An 18,664-nucleotide genomic window follows, 5' to 3' on the forward strand; every position below is an offset into this window, starting at 1 on the left:
CATCACCTGTGATTGCGTGCGAGGAATCCGAGATGCCGATTGTCGCCAAACCGTTCGACCTCCGCGATGAGGAGATTCATTACAAGGTCTCCGAAGTACGGACTGCCACACCTGCCGGGGCCTTGCAGATTGTTCCGGCGCGTCATCCGTGGCGCTGGGTGGGTTCAGTGTTCGCCGCTCTGGTGCTGTTTGCCATTGTCCATTCGCTGGCCACCAACCCGCGCTGGGAGTGGGAGGTATTTGCCAAGTGGTTCTTCTCGCCGTCAGTGCTGCGAGGGCTGGGACAGACCTTGCTGCTCACGGTGCTGAGCACGGTATTCAGTATTCTGCTCGGCACGGGATTGGCCCTGGCGCGGCTGTCGACATCGTCGTTGCTGGCGTCGCTGGCCTGGGGTTACATCTGGTTTTTCCGCTCGATGCCGGCCTTGCTGGTGCTGATCATCCTCTACAACTTTGCCTACCTCTACGATCACATCGTGCTGGGCATTCCGTTCACCGGGATCGTGCTGGCCGAGTGGTCGACTGTCGATGTACTGAGCCAGTTCACTGTGGCGGTACTGGGCCTGAGCCTGATGCAGGCGGCCTACACGGCGGAAATCATTCGCGGCGGGATCATCAGCGTCGACAACGGCCAGCATGAAGCGGCGGCAGCATTGGGCCTGCCGGCCCGGCGGCGCATTTTTCGCATCATCCTGCCCCAGGCCCTGCGTTCGATCCTGCCTTCGGGGTTCAACGAAATCATCGGTCTGGTCAAAGGTACTTCGATTGTCTATGTGCTGGCGCTGCCAGACCTGTTCTACACCGTGCAGGTGATCTACAACCGCACCCAGGCGGTGATTCCGCTGCTGATTGTCGCCACGGTCTGGTACCTGATCATTACCACGCTGCTGACCAGCGCCCAGTACTACATCGAGCGCCATTTTGCCCGCGGCACGGCCCGGGTTCTGCCGCCCACGCCCTTGCAGCGCCTGCGTCACTGGTTCAGGGAGAAAACCCATGGCTGAGTCGGCAATGGCGGTGCGCGCAGGACGTATCCAGATCCAGAACGTGGGCAAGCGTTTCGGTAATCAGGAAGTGCTCAGGAATATCGACCTGAGTATCGAGCCGGGCAAGGTCACGGTGATTCTCGGGCCGTCCGGTTCCGGCAAGTCGACCTTGCTCAGAACCATCAATCACCTGGAGAAAATCGACAGCGGGCACATCACCATCGACGGTGAATATGTCGGCTATCGACGCAAGGGCAACCTGCTCTACGAACTCAAGGAGAGCGAGATTCTCAAGCAGCGGGTCGATGTCGGTTTCGTATTCCAGAACTTCAACCTGTTCCCGCATCTCACGGCCTGGGAAAACATTGCCGAAGCGCCTCTGGCCCATAAGCGCTGGAGCAAATCCGAGGCACGCAGCAAGGCGCTGGAACTGTTGGCCAAGGTCGGCCTGCAAGACAAGGCCGACGCCTATCCACGGCAATTGTCCGGTGGCCAGCAACAGCGGGTGGCCATTGCCCGGGCGCTGGCGCTCGATCCGAAAGTGCTGCTGTTCGATGAGCCGACTTCCGCGCTGGATCCCGAGCTGGTCGGTGAGGTGCTGGACGTCATCAAGGGCCTGACCCGGCTGGGTGTGACGCTGGTGGTCGTGACCCATGAAATCGGCTTTGCCAGGGAAGTGGCCGACCACGTGGTGTTTCTCTGCGAGGGTCAGTTGATCGAGCAAGGTCCTCCCGAACAGCTATTTCGTCAACCCCGCCATCCTCGCACCATCGCCTTTCTGGGCAAGGTGCTGTGAATTTCGAGCGTTAAAGGAGTGACTTCACATGCTTGCAAACACCGCGCGCCTGGCCTTGCTGACGATTGCCGTCGGCCTTGGCCAGCCGCTGATGGCCGCCGAAAGCGCCACCTCGCCGACCGTGCACAGGATCAACCTGAGCCCTGACCAGCAACGTATTCGTGCGCCGCGCAACGAGGCGGCCATCGCGCAGATACCGACGGGCTTCAAGTTCGCCCAGCCCGGCAAGTTCACCGTGGCAGTTTCCGGAACCGCCGGGCCGCCGCTGGCGCTGCTGGCCTCGGATGACAAGACCACCATCGGCAGCGAAGCCGACACCGCGCAACTGGTGGCCGACAGCCTTGGCCTGCAATTGAACGTGGTGCAGGCCAGTTGGGAAGACTGGCCGCTGGGTGTCAGCTCGGGCAAGTACGACGCGGTGATCAGCAATGTGACGGTGACCGAGGCGCGCAAGAAACGCTTCGATTTCGCGACCTATCGTCAGGACGTGCTGGGCTTTTATGTGAAGGCCAACAGCAGGATCACCTCGATCAAGCAAGCCAGCGACATTGCCGGGTTGAAGATCATTGTCGGCTCGGGCACCAATCAGGAGAAAGTCCTGCTGGCCTGGAACGAGGAAAACGAGAAGGCCGGTATCAAGCCGGCTTTGCTCCAGTACTACGACGACGTGGCTGCCGCGCAACTGGCGGTGCAGTCCGGGCGCGTCGACGCCACTTTCGGCCCCAATGCCCTTTCGGCTTATTCGCAGGCCTTGACCAACGGTATCAGGCTGGTCGGCATCGTCAACGGTGGCTGGCCGCGGCGCGCCGATATCGCCGTGACCACGCGCAAGGACAACGGGCTGATCCAGCCGATCCACACCGCGTTGCAAGGCGTGATTGCCGGCGGGCAGTACGACCAGGTGCTCCAGCGTTGGGGGCTGGATGTGGAGCGCATCGATCAATCGCAGATCAATCCACCGGGTTTGCCGGATTGAGCCATTCAGGGAGGAACACAACATGGGACTGACACGACGTGAAGCGCTGTCGAGTATCGCGGCGGTAGGCGGCGAGCCGGCACTCAAGAGCGCACTGGCGGCATTGGGCCTCGGACCTTCGTCGCATCGACGCCCGCAAGCCTTGAAGCTGGCTGCCGATGTGGGGCAGGGCAGCAGCGTGCTGGTGCTCGGGGCCGGGATTGCCGGGCTGGTCACGGCGCTGGAGCTGACCCGTGCCGGCTTCAAGGTGCAAGTGCTGGAGGCCCGCGAACGTGTGGGCGGGCGTACCTGGACGTTACGCAATGGCGACCGGGTCGATTATCGCGATGGCCGCAGCCAGACTGCACGGTTCGATAAAGGTGTGTATTTCAATGCCGGTCCGGCCCGGATTCCCAGCCAGCATCGGACCTTGCTCGACTACTGCAGCGAGCTGGGCGTACCGCTCGAAGTGCTGGTCAACAGCAGCCATGGCGCGCAAGTGCGTCCTGATCTCCAGCAGCCGGCATTTTCGGTAGGGCAGGCGATCAACGATGCTCGCGGGCATTTGTCCGGGTTGCTGGCCACAGCGGTAAAGCGCGATGCGCTGGACGATCTGTTGAGCGCCGAGGAGCGTACCCGTCTGCTGGCGTTCCTGCAGGTCTATGGCGACCTGTCGCAGGAACTGGCCTATGAAGGCAGCATTCGCTCCGGGCATCAGGATTCTCCCAGCCATCCTGGAGCCTTGCCGGGAAGCCTGACGCCGGTGAGCCTCGAGCGGCTGCTGCATCCCGAATTGTGGGGCGCCTTGTTGCATTCGGAGTTTCCCGAGTTCTCGGCCACCATGTTTCAGCCGGTAGGTGGCATGGATCGCATCACCGATGCTTTCCACCGTCGCCTGACCGATCAGGTGCAACTTGGGGCGCAGGTACGGCGCATCCGTCAGCTTGAGGATGGCGTGGCGGTCACTTACCACGATCAGCGCAGTGGCCGCGAGCAAGTGGTGCGTGCCGACTATCTGGTGTCCACCTTGCCGTTGCCGTTGCTGGCAAGGCTCGACACCGACTTCAGCGATCCGGTCAAGGCTGCGCTGCTCAGCACGCACAACGGTCATGCAACCAAGGTGGCCTGGCAGTCGCCGCGCTTCTGGGAAACCGATTACCGCATCTATGGCGGCCTTTCCTGGATCGAGCATCAGGCGCGACTGCTCTGGTATCCGAGCAACGATCTCAACACCCGCGAAGGCCTGCTGGTGGCGGGCTACGTCACGGGCGATGACGCCGAAGCCTTTGGCAGGCAGTCCTTCGACAGCCAGTTTTCTACGTCCAAGGAAGCGGTTGAGTTACTTCATCCGGGCTACTCGCAGAAGCTGCGTCATCCCCTGGCCGTTTCCTGGGAACAGATTCCCTACAGCGAAGGCCCGTGGTTGCGGCGCGAACTGTTTCCCGCCCAGGCCAGCGCCTTGCTGGAGCAACCCCATGGCCGCGTGTATTTCGCCGGCGACGGCCTGGTGCAAAGCGGGGTCGGCATCTGGCAGGAGTCGGCTGCCAACTCCGCACGGCATGTGGTGGGGCAACTGGGCGAACGGGTTATCGAACAGCGACAGCAAGCCGCCATCGGCGCGCTATGACCATCCATTAGAGGAGAAACAACCATGACTGAATCGATCAAACGCACGGGTGTCGGCAATTTTCCCATTTCGCAGACCGTGACTGTTCCGGCGTCGGCCAGCCTGGTGTTCGTCAGCGGTACCCTGCCGGATGTCGCCGACCCGCAAGCGCCGCAGGGCACGCCAGCGGCCTATGGCAATACCGAAATCCAGACGGTTTCGGTCTTCAACAAGTTGCGCTCTATCCTCCGCCAACAGGATCTGGACCTGGGCGATATCGTGCAGTTGCGGGTGTTCCTGGTCGGCGCCGAGGAAACCGGTGGCAAGCTGGATTTTGCCGGGTTGCAGGCCGGTTATACGCAGTTCTTCGGCACGCCCGAGCAGCCCAACAAACCGGCGCGTACCGCGCTGCAAGTCGTTGCCCTGCCGTTGCCGGGCGCGCTGGTGGAAATCGAGGCTGTCGCTGCCAGAACGGCGTGACTCGCCGGGCAATGTCATATCCCCATATGTCATTTTTCTCTTGAGAGCTCCTTACGCTTGGACTCATTCAATCCAGGCGCTCAAGGAGTTCTCATATGCAGCCCAGATCATTGCGGACCAGGCGGTCCGTGCCTCATGCCAGTTATCCGCGCATGCCCGCGCTCAGCCTGCCTTTCGATCATCCCGATGAGGTCGCGCGTTATGTGCACAAAGTCATCGGCAACCGACGTGACCGTGAGTACGGCGGCTTCATTCTGGTACGCGGGGATGGCAAATACGTCGCCACCGAACCGATGGCCGGCAAGACTTTCCAGTTCGATCCCAACGAGGTATTTCCCCGTCACGAAGAGGAGGGCTACGTGTTTTATCCGGCGGGGCACTCCGATTATGCGATCTACCATTCCCACCCCTCGTTTTCTGCCGGCCTCGATGACTGGTCCGAGGCTGAAAAGGCCTCCTACCAGAACAGCCTGTCGGTGGCCGATATCCATGCGGTGATCGATGATTACGAGTACTGCTCGGTGACCTATCTGTCCGGTCCGGACGGCTCGTTGATCCGCTATACGCTGTCCGGCTCCGATGCCGAGAAAGCCCTGTTCACGCGAGTCTCCGGTCCTGTGGACAGGCCTCACCGCTGCGATCTCAGCGAAGTACACATGGGCCTGCGGGCGAAAACCCTCATGCCCAGCGATCTGGTCCGCATGCTGGCCCAGGCCGGTGAGCTGCACGTCATCGTGACCAGTCGCCTGTGGGGCTGGCCGGGCAGGGTAGCGAATGACTGGCGGCCTTACCCGGACATGACCCCGCCGGTTTTCTGCGACACGGCCTGGCCTCCCGAGCCATTGAGCCTGAGCCCGGAATTTACCAGTGCCGATGAGGCTGCCCTTTATATGCATGGCCTGATCGATGCCCGGACGCATGCACCGGCCGTTGGCTTTCTGCTGGTCGACCCTGATCGTGGCGTGTACCGGGTGGCCGAACCGGTTCTGGACGATGGCAGCATGGTCTACGCACCCTGTTCGGTGTTTCATCCCGATGACTATTACCGGCCGGCATTGCCTGAGGGTTATCGCATCGACGGGATGTATTTTGCTCCGGATACCGTGCTGCCCGAAGGCGTGAGCCAGGAAAGGCACAATTTCTTCCAGCCGGACGATCTGCACCGCATGTTCGAGTATCGCTACCGACCGGCGCGGCCCTCGAAACTGATTCCGGTCCGTTATGGTTTCACCATGTCAGAGGTTTATTTCTCGTCGCCTGACGGTGCCTTGCTGGGCTATACGCCGAGCCATTCGGTCGAGGAATATCAACTGCTCAGGCAGGTTTCGCGGATCTATTCGGGAAGCGAGTCAGTGCAGGCCCGGCTGGCGGCGGGCACACTCGATTCGGCCGGTTTCGTGCGCATGGTGGCGCAGGCGGGGCGTCTGCGGGTGATACGCAGCAGTCGTAACTGGCCGCAAACAGGTGTGGTTGAACGTTCCTGATCCGGATCGGCTAGCTGAACTGTGACTGAACAGTGCAGCGCAAACCAGAGAAAACCTTTGTTTACCTGAACTTATCGAGCTTGAGCGCCTCTCATGCCGGTAGCCATTGATCGCGGCGGCCTGATAAGCTCGCGGCTTTACTCGTTTGCCCTATTGGCGCATGGACAAGGAATTAGCATGAAACAGCATCGGTTGGCAGCGGCGATTGCCCTGGTCGGTCTGGTACTCGCAGGTTGTGACAAGCAAGCCAGCACTGTAGAGCTGAAAACCCCGGCACAAAAAGCGTCGTATGGTATTGGTCTGAACATGGGCAAAAGCCTGGCTCAGGAAGGTATGGACGATCTCGATTCCAAGGCTGTGGCCCTGGGTATCGAAGATGCCGTCGGCAAGAAAGATCAAAAACTCAAGGACGAAGAGCTGGTTGAAGCCTTCGCCGCCCTGCAGAAGCGTGCCGAAGAGCGCATGGCCAAGCTGAGCGAAGAGTCGGCGGCAGCTGGCAAGAAGTTCCTTGAGGAAAACGGCAAGAAAGCAGGCGTGGTTACTACTGCTTCCGGCCTGCAGTATGAAATCGTCAAGAAAGCCGATGGCCCTCAGCCAAAGCCGACTGACGTGGTAACCGTTCACTACGAAGGCAAACTGACCGACGGCAAGGTGTTCGACAGCTCCGTCGAGCGCGGCAGCCCGATCGATCTGCCGGTTGGCGGCGTGATCCCGGGTTGGGTCGAAGGTTTGCAACTGATGCACGTTGGCGAGAAGATCAAGCTCTTCATCCCTAGCGATCTGGCTTATGGCGCCCAGAGCCCGAGCCCGATGATCCCTGCCAACTCGGTATTGGTCTTCGACCTGGAACTGATCGGCATCAAGGATCCGGCTGCTGCTCCGGCACCTGAAGCCGAAGAAGAACCGGCACCGGCCAAGGCCAAGAAGTAAGTCTTCGCCCGGTTGTCCGAAAACGCCCTGTCCCGACAGGGCGTTTTTGTATCTGGCGTATTTCCCGAACGCTTTATTGTCCGTACAGTCCCATTATCATGCTGCGGTGAAGATTGTCTGACAGTCTGTATGACTACAGCCCGATTAGCCGCGCCAAGCCTGTAAGTCAACGATTTTATGGGGATTTTTTATGTGAGTAAAAAATGCCCGATTTAACCTGGACCCCCGTAGAACGGGGCATGCAGGCATGAAAACTGATGCTGTTCACAAGGTTATCCACAGCTTATGTGGATAACCTCGTGAACGGGACGCGGGTTGGCACTTGTTTACTGACACCACCTTTTTAAACGGGAGTGAACATGAAAGCACCTTGGAGTTTCCTTCGTTATCTGCCCGGAGCCCGGCGTCTGCTCGCTGCGGGTCGGCTACCGGGCCTGCTGTTTGCCGTCGCGCGCAAAGGCGCCACCGAAGGCAGCCGGCTCGGACGCATCAAGGAAGATCTGCGCCTGCTGCAGGCCTTGTGCCTTGCCTACTGGCGCGGTGAGTACCGTGACATCAGTCCCAAGGCCATCCTGTCCATCGTGGCGGGCCTGATGTACTTCCTGAGCCCGCTGGATGCGATTCCCGACTGGATTCCGGGTCTGGGCATGTTCGATGATATTGCCGTCCTGGCCTGGATCATGAAGCACCTGACCGATGAACTGGATGCCTTCCGCGCCTGGCGCGAGCAGCAGCCGCCGGAGAAACTGGTGGTCGTCGAGCGCTTGCCGGAGACTCAGACATTGCTGGAGCGGGAAGGAGGTAAACACTGAAGCGTTTCAGGTCTATTACACAAGCCGGGTTAATCCACTGTTAAGATGCGGGGACTGGGAGTAAGCCTACTCGAAATGTGTTTTTGTCCTACAGGGGGGTGTGTATGGATCTTCAAGTGATTTCTCGTGATGGAGAGCCTGAATATGCAGTTCTGCCGTGGGCTCAATATCAGGCGCTCTTGCGCGCTGCGGGCCTGACGGGCAAGACACCTCAGGAACCTGTGCAGACACCGTCCGCAGCCGCCAATGCGGATTATCCAGCTTTTGACCAGTTGGCGGCCCTGCGCGCAGCCAAGGGGCTTGAGGTTGCCAGTCTGGCGCGCTCCGTGGGTATCAGTCCGTCGTATCTGGAACTGATCGAGAATGGCACCCGGGAACCGGATGCCGCGATCAAGCGCAGTCTGGCGTGGGAACTCGGGGTTCCCGGCTGGAGAAGTCAGCCATGAGTGTCCGTATCAGCCGTGAGCACTGGGATGGATTGTTGAGTGAGCTGGATAATGCGCGTCGTCAGCGTCATCTGGTGACTTACCGGGCCTTGCTTGAGCGCCTGCAACTGCCCAGTCCGGCGATGCAGACGCTTACTGCCGCCCTTGAGCATCTGGCCGCTCTGGATGTGCGGGCCGAACAGCCGTTGCGCAGCTCGCTGGTGATCAGCCAGGGCGCGAGCCGCTTGCCGCGCACCGGTTTTTTCGAGTGCGTCGAGCGGCTGGGCCGTTTTTCCGGACCTTCCGATGGCGTCGCCGCTGCTGCCTGGCATGCTTCGGAAGTGGTTCGGGTATTCGAGTTCGCTTATTCCGCGGAGTAGCGTCGCCATCGGCGGTGCCTGGACTTGCTGTGCTCAAGCCCCCTGTAGGAGCCAATTCATTCGCGAAGGGCCAATGAATCCTGATGAGTTCAGGCCCCCGACAGCAGGTCCATCCGCAACGAATCGATCACATGCACGCTGGCGCCCGCCACGTCCTTGGCGAAGTGTTTGGCTTGTGAGGCCAGGTCGGCCAGTTGGCTGGCGTCCATTTGCGAGCAGCTTTCCTGACGCAGGTGCACGACGCCGATGGACAGCGACAACAGCGGAAACTCCTGGCGCTGGCCCTGGCGATTGAGTGCGGTGAAGCAGCCGGATTCCAGGTGTTCGGCGCGGTAGAAGCGCCGGCACTGGTTCTGGAAGTCGTCGAGCAGCGCCTGCAGGCGTTTTTCCCAGTCCTCGAAACCCAGCACCATCAGAAAGTCATCGCCACCGATATGCCCGACAAAATCCCGGCTCGGGTCGACCCGATCGTTCAGGCACTGCGCCAGACAGAGCAACACTTCGTCGCCACGGGCGTAGCCATAGATATCGTTGAATGGTTTGAAGCTGTCGATATCGACGTAGCAGATCATCGATTCGCGCCCTTGTTGCAGCAGGCGCGTCAGGCATTGCTGGATCGGCACATTGCCGGGCAGCAGGGTCAGCGGGTTGGCGTAGCGAGCCTGCTGGATTTTCAGCTCGGTAATCAGTTTCAGGACATCGATCACCCGGCCCAGGCCAATGTAGGCACCGTTGCTGGTAATGATGAAATCTTCTTCGATGCGCTGGCGGGCCCGGCTGGTCAGCAGCCGACTGACCTGTTGCAGGGACTGGCTGACTTCCACGGCCAGGAAGTCATCGCTCATCAGGCGGCTGATCGGCTTGCGCGCAAACAGTTCGGTGCCGAACGGCTTGAGCAGCACTTCGGACAGGGAGTGGCGATGAACGATGCCGCAGGGCCTGCCTTGCTGATCCAGCACAGCCAGTGAGTTGAGGTTTGCCTGCTTGCGGAAAGCCTCAAGGACATCGGCGGTCGGGGTTTCCTGATTGACCGAAGGTTGCGGGTTGAGCAGCGCGCTGAGGTCCGAGGCGTCTTCGTTGAGTGGAACGATGGCCACTTCGCTTTTGGGCAGCATGACGCGCACGTCGCGGGGCGGGCGCTCCTGTGGGCGGGCCAGCAGGTAGCCCTGCACCAGATCCACGCCCATATCGGTCAGCGCGGCGAGTTCTTCCGGCAATTCAATGCCTTCGGCAATCACTGTGGCCCTGGAGGCCTTGGCCATTTGCAGCATGGAGCCGACGAACTCGCGCTTGACCGCATCCTGATGAATGCCATCGATGAAGTGCCGGTCGATCTTCACGTAATCGGGGCGCAGCTCCGACCAGAGTCGCAGGCTGGAGTAACCGGCGCCCAGATCATCCAGGGCGATGGAAAAACCCATGTCGCGATAATGATGCAAGGCGTTGTAGAGCAGCTCGAAATCATCGGTGGGCATCTGCTCGGTCAGCTCGATCACCACGTCTTTCGGAGCGATGCCGTAGCGTTGCAGCATTTCCAGCGTGCGTCCTGGCGGGTGGGAGGCTTCCAGCAGCGATTCGGGGGAGACATTGAGAAACAGCTTGCCCGGCAGTTTTTGCTGGCTGAAGCGGCGACAGGCTCCGTCGCGGCAGGTCAGTTCCAGCTCGCTGAGACGACCGGCCTGGCGTGCCACGGAAAACAGATTGATGGGGGAGTGCAGCTTGCTGTTGGACGGGCCGCGGCTCAGCGCTTCATAACCGAGGATGCTGCGCCCCGACAGCGATACGATGGGCTGGAACAAGCTGTGCAAATTACTACGAGCCAGAATTGAACTCAGTGCACTCAACTGCTCAGTCATCGTCATGGCGGTCTCTGGATATAAAAAGGGGCTGAACGCGCTTACGCTCAGCCCCTTATTACACTACAAATCCATGACGGTTTAGTGACGCATGCCACTAGTTCGCCACTAACGATAAGTAATTACTTTTTTGCCACCGAAGCGCTCAAGCCCAAGTAATCGATGAGAATACGCCCGGTTTCTGCCAGGTAGGCATCATCCTCGGGTTTGGTTTTCTCGTCTTCCACCGGCAGCGCGTCCTCGTCGACCTTTTTCAGCTCCTTGAGCGGCTCTTCGCCCTTGGCCTTGCGGCGGGTGTTTTCCAGGGCCAGTTGCTTGCTTTCGATCGCGCTGTGTTCGGCGCGGCGATCCACCTCATTGAGGCTGACGGTTTTTTCGCTCATCAGCTTCCTGGCCAGTGCCAGACGGTCTTCGATGAAGACAAACTCGGCGTTCTTGGCCGTGCGCGCTTCATGTCGGGTCTGCAGTTGCGCCAGGAATGGCTTGAACGGATCGATTGCAGGCTTGATCGCCGGCCTGATGCTGTCCCATGGCATGGCCTCGGGCAGCGCGCTCTCGCCGATTTCCTTGGTGTCGATCAGCGACGGGTAAGTGATGTCCGGCACCACGCCCTGATGCTGGGTGCTCTGGCCGGATACCCGGTAGAACTTGGCCAGGGTCAGTTTCAGTTCGCCATGGTTGAGCGGTTGAATGGTCTGTACGGTGCCTTTGCCGAAGGTCTGCCCGCCGATCACCAGTGCACGGTGATAATCCTGCATGGCGCCTGCGAAAATCTCCGACGCCGAGGCCGAGAGGCGGTTGACCAGCAACGCCATCGGGCCTTTGTAGAAGGCGCCCTTGGCTTCGTCTTCGAGCACATCGACCTTGCCGTCGGCATTACGCACCAGCACGGTCGGGCCCTGTTCGATGAACAGGCTGGTCAGTTCGGTGGCTTCCTGCAGCGAGCCACCGCCGTTGTTGCGCAAGTCCAGCACGACGCCATCGACGTTTTCGGCCTTGAGTTCGGTCAGCAGTTTCTTGACGTCGCGCGTGGTGCTCTTGTATTGCGGATCGCCGGCACGGTAGGCCTTGAAGTCCAGATAGAAGGCCGGAATCTCGATGACGCCGAGCTTGTAGTCCTTGCCATCCTGATTCAGGTGCAGAATCGACTTCTTCGCCGCCTGCTCTTCAAGCTTGACCGCTTCGCGGGTAATGGACACGATCTTGCTGGTCTGGTCGTTTGGCGCGTTGCTGGCAGGGATGACCTCCAGACGTACCACCGAGCCTTTGGGGCCGCGAATCAGTTTGACCACTTCGTCCAGGCGCCAGCCGATCACATCGACCATTTCCTTGTCGCCCTGGGCGACACCGACGATCTTGTCGGCCGGAGCGACCTGCTTGGTCTTGGCTGCCGGGCCTGCCGGCACCAGACGCACAATCTTCACGTTGTCGCTGTCGCTCTGCAACACGGCACCGATGCCTTCCAGCGACAGGCTCATGTTGATGTCGAAGTTTTCCGCACTGTCAGGCGACAGATAGTTGGTATGCGGATCGTAGGACATGGCGAAAGTGTTGATGTACGCCTGGAAGATATCCTCGGCGCGGGTCTGGCCCAGACGTGCCAGTTGATTCTTGTAACGCTTGGTCAGGGTTTCCTGGATCTTGGACGGATCCTTGCCGGCGATCTTCAGGCGCAGGACTTCATCCTTGACGCGCTTGCGCCACAGTTCGTCCAGCTCGGCTTCATTCTTCGGCCATGCGGCGTCCTTGCGGTCGACCAGCAGGGTTTCCTTGGCATTGAAGTCGAGCTTGTCGACGCCCTTGTTCAGTTCTGCCAGTACGAAGTCCATGCGTGCTTTCACGCGGTCCAGATAGCGCTTGTAGATGATGAAGCCGGGGTTCAGGTCGCCGCTCTTGAGAAAGTCGTCGAACTGGGTCTGCCACTTGTCGAACTCGGTGATATCGCTGGCCGTGAAATAGCTGCGAGCCGGGTCGAGAAGCTTGAGGTAGCTTTGGTAGATGATGACCGAGCGTTTGTCGTCCAGCGGTGGTTTGCTGTAGTGATGGCGCTTGAGCAACTCGACTACATTGAGACTGGCAACCACTTCGTCGCGGTCCGGCTGAAGGTTGTCCCAGCTGTTGGCGGCAAAAGTGCTGGCCGACATCGGTAACAGGCTCAGGCCGATAGACAGTGCAAGGGCGGTGCTTGGGAGTAAATGCTTCATGCTGATTCGACGTGTGGACAATTGATCACGCATATTAGGCCGTCTTTGAGGTCGCCGGTTCCTTCGGACCCGGCCGCATAATGCAAAAGCCCGGGCAAACGGCCTCGGGCTCAGTCTGGACTCACTATGGAGGCACTGTGAAGGCATTGCAAGGCGTCGAAGCATATGTCCGAAGCCTGAAGGCATCAGGCCCGGTGCTGAATATGGAGTGCATTCTTGGCCAGATGACGGCGCCTGTCGCGGCACACGATGCGATAGGTGAGCAGTTGGGAGCTTGACGAGCAGCGATGCCAAACAGGGTTGATTCAGCCAGCATTCAGCTTTTGCCCAATGCATGCGCAGCGAAAGCTGGGTCAGGCGGGACGGTTGCAGGCCATCAGGGTCCCGCCTGATTCCGGTAGAGAGCCGCCCCTGAATGCATCTGCTGTATCAGCGGTTCAGGGACGGGTGCACGCTCAAGGGGTCCATGCCGTCCAGCTCAGGTTGTCCAGGAGTAGTGGGTGTTGGCCTACATATACCCGGCAGTAAAAGCATGCCTGACTAAGGTGAACTTCCTGGGAAACGATGCCAGCCCCGGATTCTAATGGTGCATCAACGACAAGCTTGTCATAAATGTCGTAAAAGCTGATGTGATCCCTGGCGGGGTTCGCGCCAAAGTGAGACAGCTTCAGTGTCTTGATTAAACCGTAAAACCTGATTGTAAACTGGTTCTCTTCTTTGGCTTCAAGGGTACGATTGCCGAAGATTGGATGAGCCGTGCCGACGTTTACAATCGAGAGCGGCCTTAACTCGATGAAAAGCGACATGTCATCCGAGAACGGCAAGGTTTGTTGGATCGGCAACAACTGTGTGGGAAAGCTTTCCCAGTCCTCGGAGCCTCTTACCGGATAATAAGCGACAATACTCAGGGTGTTGATCGGAAACGGTATCCGGGTCAGCCCACCGTCGAACGATACCTCCATGATCAGTTGCAAGTTGCTATATAGCTTGAGTTTTTGCAGTTCACTCAACGCCACTGTGGTGCTCTGGGCTGTATTGTTGGTGATAGAGAAGTCCTGCCAGACCGGGTGATTCCAGCTATAGGCCGAGCCATCGCGGGCGGTGCCCTTGAAACGCAGCCAGATGCGCTGACCAGTTGCTATTAACGGCCAGGCCGCGACGGTCAGATCGGCATCGCCGTTTAATTCGTCGACTTTAAGTACCTTGTTGGATTGAGCCTGTGTGATTTGCGGTGTCGGCAGAGACGAGCTGGGTAATGCCTGTACCGTCAGAGAAAGCGTATCTGACTCCAGCTCGTTCGCGTGACGGGTCACGACATAGCTGACTTCCAGTGTTCTCCCAAGGACGGAGGCAATGGCTGCTGGGGTAACGGTAAACTCGACACTTCCGGTCTGGTTGCCGGGCTGCGAAACCGGGTCGGTGGCATCCTTTTGGCCGTCCCAACGTACGCGGATATTATCAGTGTCAAGCATGCCCGGGTACGCCGCCAGCAGTGTTGCGCCTGCCGCTGCCTGGACTGGATCAAGTACCCCTTCAGGCGCTTCACTCACGCTTGGAGCAGACAACACCAAGATATCGACACTTGTGAACGCGGCCAGTGAATAGCCCGACCAGTTGCTCACCTGGTCGCGGATTTCATAATAAACCGTCAGGTTTTCACCGTTGCCGGCAGCCGTTTGCAACGCGGCGTTCACGATGATGGTTTGCTGTTTGCCGACCTGGTCCGCAGGCAACGGCGGATTCTCGACGGGGAATTCGCTGCTCGTCCAGAATAGACGCAGGACATCGCCTTCCTGCATGTTGTCCCAGGCGGCAATGCTCAGCGGCAGGTCGGCCAGTGTCTCGATATTCGCAGGCAGGTTTTCTACAGGCGCCAGATTGTCATTGATGTAGGGCGTGTGGTTATCCGTATCAAGGCCGCCGGGCACGCTGCGTTTGACCCGCACCTTGCGTACCGGAGAATCAGCAGGCGTACCACCCGCAGCGGGGGTGATCCGGTAGAACACCTCGGACACTTGCGGTTCGTCGGGAATATCCTGGGGCAGTACTGAAAAGTCGATGGAGGGCCGCTCAGGATGCGCGAGCAGGCTCTGGACGACCTTGCCGTTCCATAACAATTCGATGAGATCGCCTTTGACCGTATCGGGCGGGGTGACTGCAAACAGCGCCACGCCCTTGTGCGGGACTTTCAGGTCGTCCCATCCCAGCCCGTTGTTGCCGCTGAGGTCGATTGACGGTATCTGCAGCGCAGTCAAATGGCCGGATTGCTGGCTTATTGGGTTTGATGATGTCTTCACGAATGGCTCCTTGCCAGGTTGTGATTCCCTTGAGGGCGAGTGCACCGCCGATGGAGTGGCGGCTGGTAAATGTTGGCCATGACTTGAACTCTCCAAAATCCTTTCCGGAGTTCTGCGATGCGGCAGTGTCAGGGGAGTATTTAGCCGATGAATCTGCTTGTCACTGGCAGAAATGACAGTGCCGGACAGTCGGGTAGATTAAAGGTCGCCCGTTCGTGGACCCGGCCGCATAATGCAAAAGTCCGGGGCGACTGCCTTGGGCTCAGTCTTGACTCACGATGGAGGCACTGTGAAGGCATTACTAGGCGTTGAAGGACATGTGGAATGGGTCGAAGAGCCAAGTCCGGCTCTCGATGTAGGACAGGTGCGTATCAAAGTGGCAGCTGCAGGCCTGAATCGGGCCGATTTGCTGCAGCGTGCCGGGCTGTATCCACCACCGCCGGGCGTCACGCCGATCATTGGCCTGGAGTGTTCGGGGGTGATCGACGAAGTTGGTCCGGGCACCTCATGGCAGGTCGGAGACCGTGTCTGTGCGCTGTTGGCGGGCGGTGCGATGGCCGAAGAAGTGGTGGTCGATGCGCGGCATGTGCTGCCGGTCCCCGAAGGTCTGTCGCTGCATGAAGCGGCGGCGATCCCGGAAGTCTATGCCACGGCATGGCTGAATCTGTTCCAGCTGGCGGGCGTGAAGCCCGGTGAAAAAGTCTTGCTGCACGCTGGAGCAAGTGGAGTCGGCTCGGCCGGCATTCAGCTCTGCAAGGCGTTCGGCAGCCCGGTGTGGGTCAGTGTCGGTTCGACCGAGCGCCTGGCGTATTGCGTCGAGCTGGGTGCACAAGGCGGCGTGGTACGCAGCGACAGTCTGGAAAGCCTGAACGATTTTGCTCCGTTCGATGTGATTCTCGATCCGGTCGGGGCCAATTACGCGGCGTTGAACGTCAAGCTGCTGGGGCTCGATGGCCGTTGGGTGCTGATCGGCCTGATGGGCGGGCGCGAGGCGCAAGTGGACCTGGCGCAAGTGCTGGGCAAGCGCATCCAGGTGCTCGGCTCGACCCTGCGCAGTCGCGACGACCAGTTCAAGGCGGACCTGCTCAGCGATCTGGGCCAGCATGTATGGCCGCTGTTCACCGAAGGGCGCCTCAAGCCACAACTGGCCAGGAGCTTCCCGATCAAGGACGCCGAGGCCGCGTTCGCGGAACTGGCGACCAATCAGGTCTCGGGCAAGATCGTGCTGGTGATCGACGAGAGTCTGAGCTGACACATTGCGGATAGTACTTCCCCGGTCAGTCGACAAGTGCCGCCCTGCATTTGTCGACTGTTGCCTGTAGCCCTACCTCCCGTTGAGCTGACGACCGGCCACCGAAACTGTCATAAGTGACAGTTTGCAGTGCTCGATAACTGGCGCTCAATAAACGCTTGTCGAATATTCACAGCCGCCGGCGACTGCCACGCCCGCACTCTGTGGATTCAACTGCGGGGGCTTGAAATGGCCAAGGGCAGCCACTTACTTTCAGCACGTCAAATGGCTCGGCGCAGCAACAAGCGGCAGGCCGAGTTACCGGCACCGAATGTGCCGGTCATCATCAAGGATGAGAATGGCATTGAGCACCCGCTGGGGCTGCTGTCGCGCAAGGATCTGAACCGGGATCTGGAGCTTGTGGTATCGCCCTGGGATTTCAACGACGAGTTGAGCACTTTTGTCGAGGTCGGCTGGCGTGTGGCGGGAGCGCCCTTTGCAGCGGTGCAACGCTACCGCTTCGAGCCGCCGATTGATCCTGGTCCCAAGTCTCTGGCAGTACCGTTGCGCAATCTTGAACACGGAACTCATGACCTGTCCTATCGGATCATTGTCGGTGGCAATGGAATCGAATCACTGAAGAAAACCGTGACGGTCGACCGGGTGGCGCCCAATGACAATCAGCGCCCGGATGCGGTTTTATTTCCCGATGAACTCAATGGAGTCATTACCAACGAGTATCTGAGCGGGCAGGGCGAAGTGCAGGTCAAGGTGCCTCTTTATACGGACCTGATGGCCAGGGACCGGGCGCTGTATGACTGGACAGACTCCAATCCTCCGGCCGAAAGCGAGCAGCCGCTGGCGGAGCAGGAATTCAGCCAGGAAGACATTGATAATGATCGCCTGCTCCTCACCTTCAGCGAGGCGCAGATTCGTGGCAGCGGGCAGGGGATACGCTATGCGTACTACCGGCTGTGTGATCTTGCTGGCAACCAGGGCCCCTTTTCCTTCCTGGCCAACATTCTGGTGCAACTGACCCCGGCGCCCGCCAACCTCAAGCCACCACGCATTCCTCTATCGAGCAGAGGCCTGATAGATCGCGAACATGCGCGTGAAGGCGCCACCGGCCAAGGGGGTGTAACGGTTGAAATCGACGCCTACGACAACCCGGAGGCCAGCCAGAAAATTCTTGTCGATTGGGATGGGACGCCCCTGGCGGAACTGAATGTCGACCCGCTGGGCTTTCCGTTGCAGGCTTATGTGCCCTGGTCGACCTTGAGGGCCAAGGGCCTGGGGGCACTGACGGCAACAGTCGATTACAAGGTGCGCTATGGCGCATTGTTGAGCGAGCCATCCGAACCCGCCACGGCGCCCGTCGACCTGACCATCGCCGGACAGGATCACGCCAATGCCCCAGCCTTGCTCAACGTCAATCTGGCCATGCTCGAAGTCCGTGGCGAGAAGTCCGACACTCCCAATACCCTGACTGTCGAGGATCACGGCCTTGATGCAAAAGTGCTGCTGGCGCTCTACGACGATCCGCATCCCGGGGAATCGATTGCAGTTTATTGGGGCGCCATTCCTGAAGCCGTGGCCAGCTATGAGGTGAAAACCGGTGATGTCGCCGGGCAACTGCTAACGCTGGTCATTCCCTGGGGAGTTATTGAGGAAGATCTCGATAATCTGGCACTGCCGGTATTTTATATAACCCATAACAACATTAACGAGCAGCAGTCCCGGATAACGGATGTTCATGTTTCCATCGTGCTTATCGAAGGACTCAAAGAACCTTCGTTCCCCCATGCCAACTTGTACGGGTACTTGAATTGTTGTGCGGTGCCCAGGTTGTGGAAAGGCGTAACGGTCAGGATAGAAGGCGATCCGCGCTTTGCGGCAGGCGACAAAATTGAATTGGCCTGGCAAGGCTGCGATTCACTGAACGGTACCCGACCGATTCCCGGTGTAGCGCAAACGTTTGAAAAAACACTAAGTGCCGATGAGGCACTTAATGGATTCGAGACCGTGGTACTGCCTTACGACACCCTGATTGCACCCATGGCCAACAATGGTTCTGCCCTGGTCGAATATACCCTGACCAAAACCGCTGGTGGGTTCGGGCGTTCGGCAGCGGACTTCGTGAAAATCACCCGAACACTGCCCAGCGGTAAAGTGTGTTCTCCCGAGGAGGACATATGCGAAGAGTGATCCAGCAAGAGTGCAGT

General features: G+C 59.3%; 15 protein-coding genes. 12 read left to right on the forward strand and 3 right to left on the reverse strand.

Annotated features, from left to right (window positions below; all coding sequences use genetic code 11):
* The first annotated feature begins 32 nt into the window (after positions 1-32).
* The 10 genes from ALQ04_RS04505 (at position 33) to ALQ04_RS04550 (ending at position 8,854) form a co-directional block, all read left to right on the forward strand.
* Complete coding sequence (locus tag ALQ04_RS04505) at positions 33-1,004, forward strand: amino acid ABC transporter permease (RefSeq protein ID WP_122314657.1); 972 nt, start codon at positions 33-35, stop codon at positions 1,002-1,004.
* Positions 997-1,782 carry an amino acid ABC transporter ATP-binding protein gene (locus ALQ04_RS04510; RefSeq protein ID WP_122314658.1) on the forward strand — a complete coding sequence of 262 codons (786 nt, stop codon included), beginning with the start codon at positions 997-999 and terminating at the stop codon, positions 1,780-1,782. The genes ALQ04_RS04505 and ALQ04_RS04510 overlap by 8 nt, the downstream gene beginning before the upstream one ends.
* 28 nt (positions 1,783-1,810) lie before the next feature.
* Complete coding sequence (locus ALQ04_RS04515) at positions 1,811-2,758, forward strand: ABC transporter substrate-binding protein (protein ID WP_122314659.1); 948 nt, start codon at positions 1,811-1,813, stop codon at positions 2,756-2,758.
* 22 nt (positions 2,759-2,780) lie between these two features.
* The gene (locus ALQ04_RS04520) at positions 2,781-4,364 is read left to right on the forward strand and encodes an FAD-dependent oxidoreductase (protein ID WP_122314660.1); all 1,584 of its coding nucleotides are present in this window, start codon (positions 2,781-2,783) and stop codon (positions 4,362-4,364) included.
* Positions 4,365-4,388: 24 nt separating this feature from the next.
* Positions 4,389-4,823 carry a RidA family protein gene (locus ALQ04_RS04525; protein ID WP_122314661.1) on the forward strand — a complete coding sequence of 145 codons (435 nt, stop codon included), beginning with the start codon at positions 4,389-4,391 and terminating at the stop codon, positions 4,821-4,823.
* Between the two features lie 95 nt (positions 4,824-4,918).
* A complete protein-coding gene (locus ALQ04_RS04530; RefSeq protein ID WP_122314662.1) occupies positions 4,919-6,307 on the forward strand; it encodes a DUF4329 domain-containing protein in 1,389 nt (462 codons plus the stop codon).
* Positions 6,308-6,484: 177 nt separating this feature from the next.
* Positions 6,485-7,237, forward strand: coding sequence for an FKBP-type peptidyl-prolyl cis-trans isomerase (locus ALQ04_RS04535; RefSeq protein WP_122314663.1), 753 nt, complete (start codon positions 6,485-6,487; stop codon positions 7,235-7,237).
* Positions 7,238-7,596: 359 nt separating this feature from the next.
* Positions 7,597-8,049 carry a YkvA family protein gene (locus tag ALQ04_RS04540; RefSeq protein WP_122314664.1) on the forward strand — a complete coding sequence of 151 codons (453 nt, stop codon included), beginning with the start codon at positions 7,597-7,599 and terminating at the stop codon, positions 8,047-8,049.
* 104 nt (positions 8,050-8,153) lie between these two features.
* Entirely contained in the window at positions 8,154-8,495 is a 342-nt protein-coding gene (locus ALQ04_RS04545; protein ID WP_122314665.1) for a helix-turn-helix transcriptional regulator, read from the forward strand.
* Positions 8,492-8,854 (forward strand): hypothetical protein, encoded by a 363-nt coding sequence (locus ALQ04_RS04550; RefSeq protein WP_122314666.1) that lies wholly within the window; start codon positions 8,492-8,494, stop codon positions 8,852-8,854. Before ALQ04_RS04545 ends, ALQ04_RS04550 begins: the two co-directional genes overlap by 4 nt.
* A gap of 89 nt (positions 8,855-8,943) precedes the next feature.
* Here ALQ04_RS04550 and ALQ04_RS04555 read toward each other — a convergent pair whose 3' ends face one another.
* The 3 genes from ALQ04_RS04555 to ALQ04_RS04565 all read right to left on the reverse strand — a co-directional run bounded on the left by ALQ04_RS04555 (position 8,944) and on the right by ALQ04_RS04565 (position 15,211).
* On the reverse strand, positions 8,944-10,716 hold the full coding sequence (locus ALQ04_RS04555) for a bifunctional diguanylate cyclase/phosphodiesterase (protein WP_122314667.1): 1,773 nt from the start codon (positions 10,714-10,716) through the stop codon (positions 8,944-8,946).
* A gap of 116 nt (positions 10,717-10,832) precedes the next feature.
* Entirely contained in the window at positions 10,833-12,914 is a 2,082-nt protein-coding gene (locus ALQ04_RS04560) for a carboxy terminal-processing peptidase (protein ID WP_183142110.1), read from the reverse strand.
* Between the two features lie 455 nt (positions 12,915-13,369).
* Positions 13,370-15,211: a hypothetical protein gene (locus tag ALQ04_RS04565; RefSeq protein ID WP_147466563.1), complete on the reverse strand. Its 1,842-nt coding sequence runs from the start codon at positions 15,209-15,211 to the stop codon at positions 13,370-13,372.
* A 289-nt stretch (positions 15,212-15,500) separates the two neighbouring features.
* On the opposite strand from ALQ04_RS04565, the gene ALQ04_RS04570 reads away from it, so the two are divergent.
* Both ALQ04_RS04570 and ALQ04_RS04575 read left to right on the forward strand, forming a co-directional pair.
* Positions 15,501-16,463: an NAD(P)H-quinone oxidoreductase gene (locus ALQ04_RS04570; protein ID WP_122314670.1), complete on the forward strand. Its 963-nt coding sequence runs from the start codon at positions 15,501-15,503 to the stop codon at positions 16,461-16,463.
* A gap of 264 nt (positions 16,464-16,727) precedes the next feature.
* On the forward strand, positions 16,728-18,647 hold the full coding sequence (locus ALQ04_RS04575; protein ID WP_122314726.1) for a hypothetical protein: 1,920 nt from the start codon (positions 16,728-16,730) through the stop codon (positions 18,645-18,647).
* The last annotated feature ends 17 nt before the right edge of the window (positions 18,648-18,664 follow it).

The sequence above is a fragment of the Pseudomonas cichorii genome, from assembly GCF_003700275.1.
In the GTDB taxonomy this organism is placed as follows: Bacteria; Pseudomonadota; Gammaproteobacteria; order Pseudomonadales; family Pseudomonadaceae; genus Aquipseudomonas; species Aquipseudomonas cichorii_B.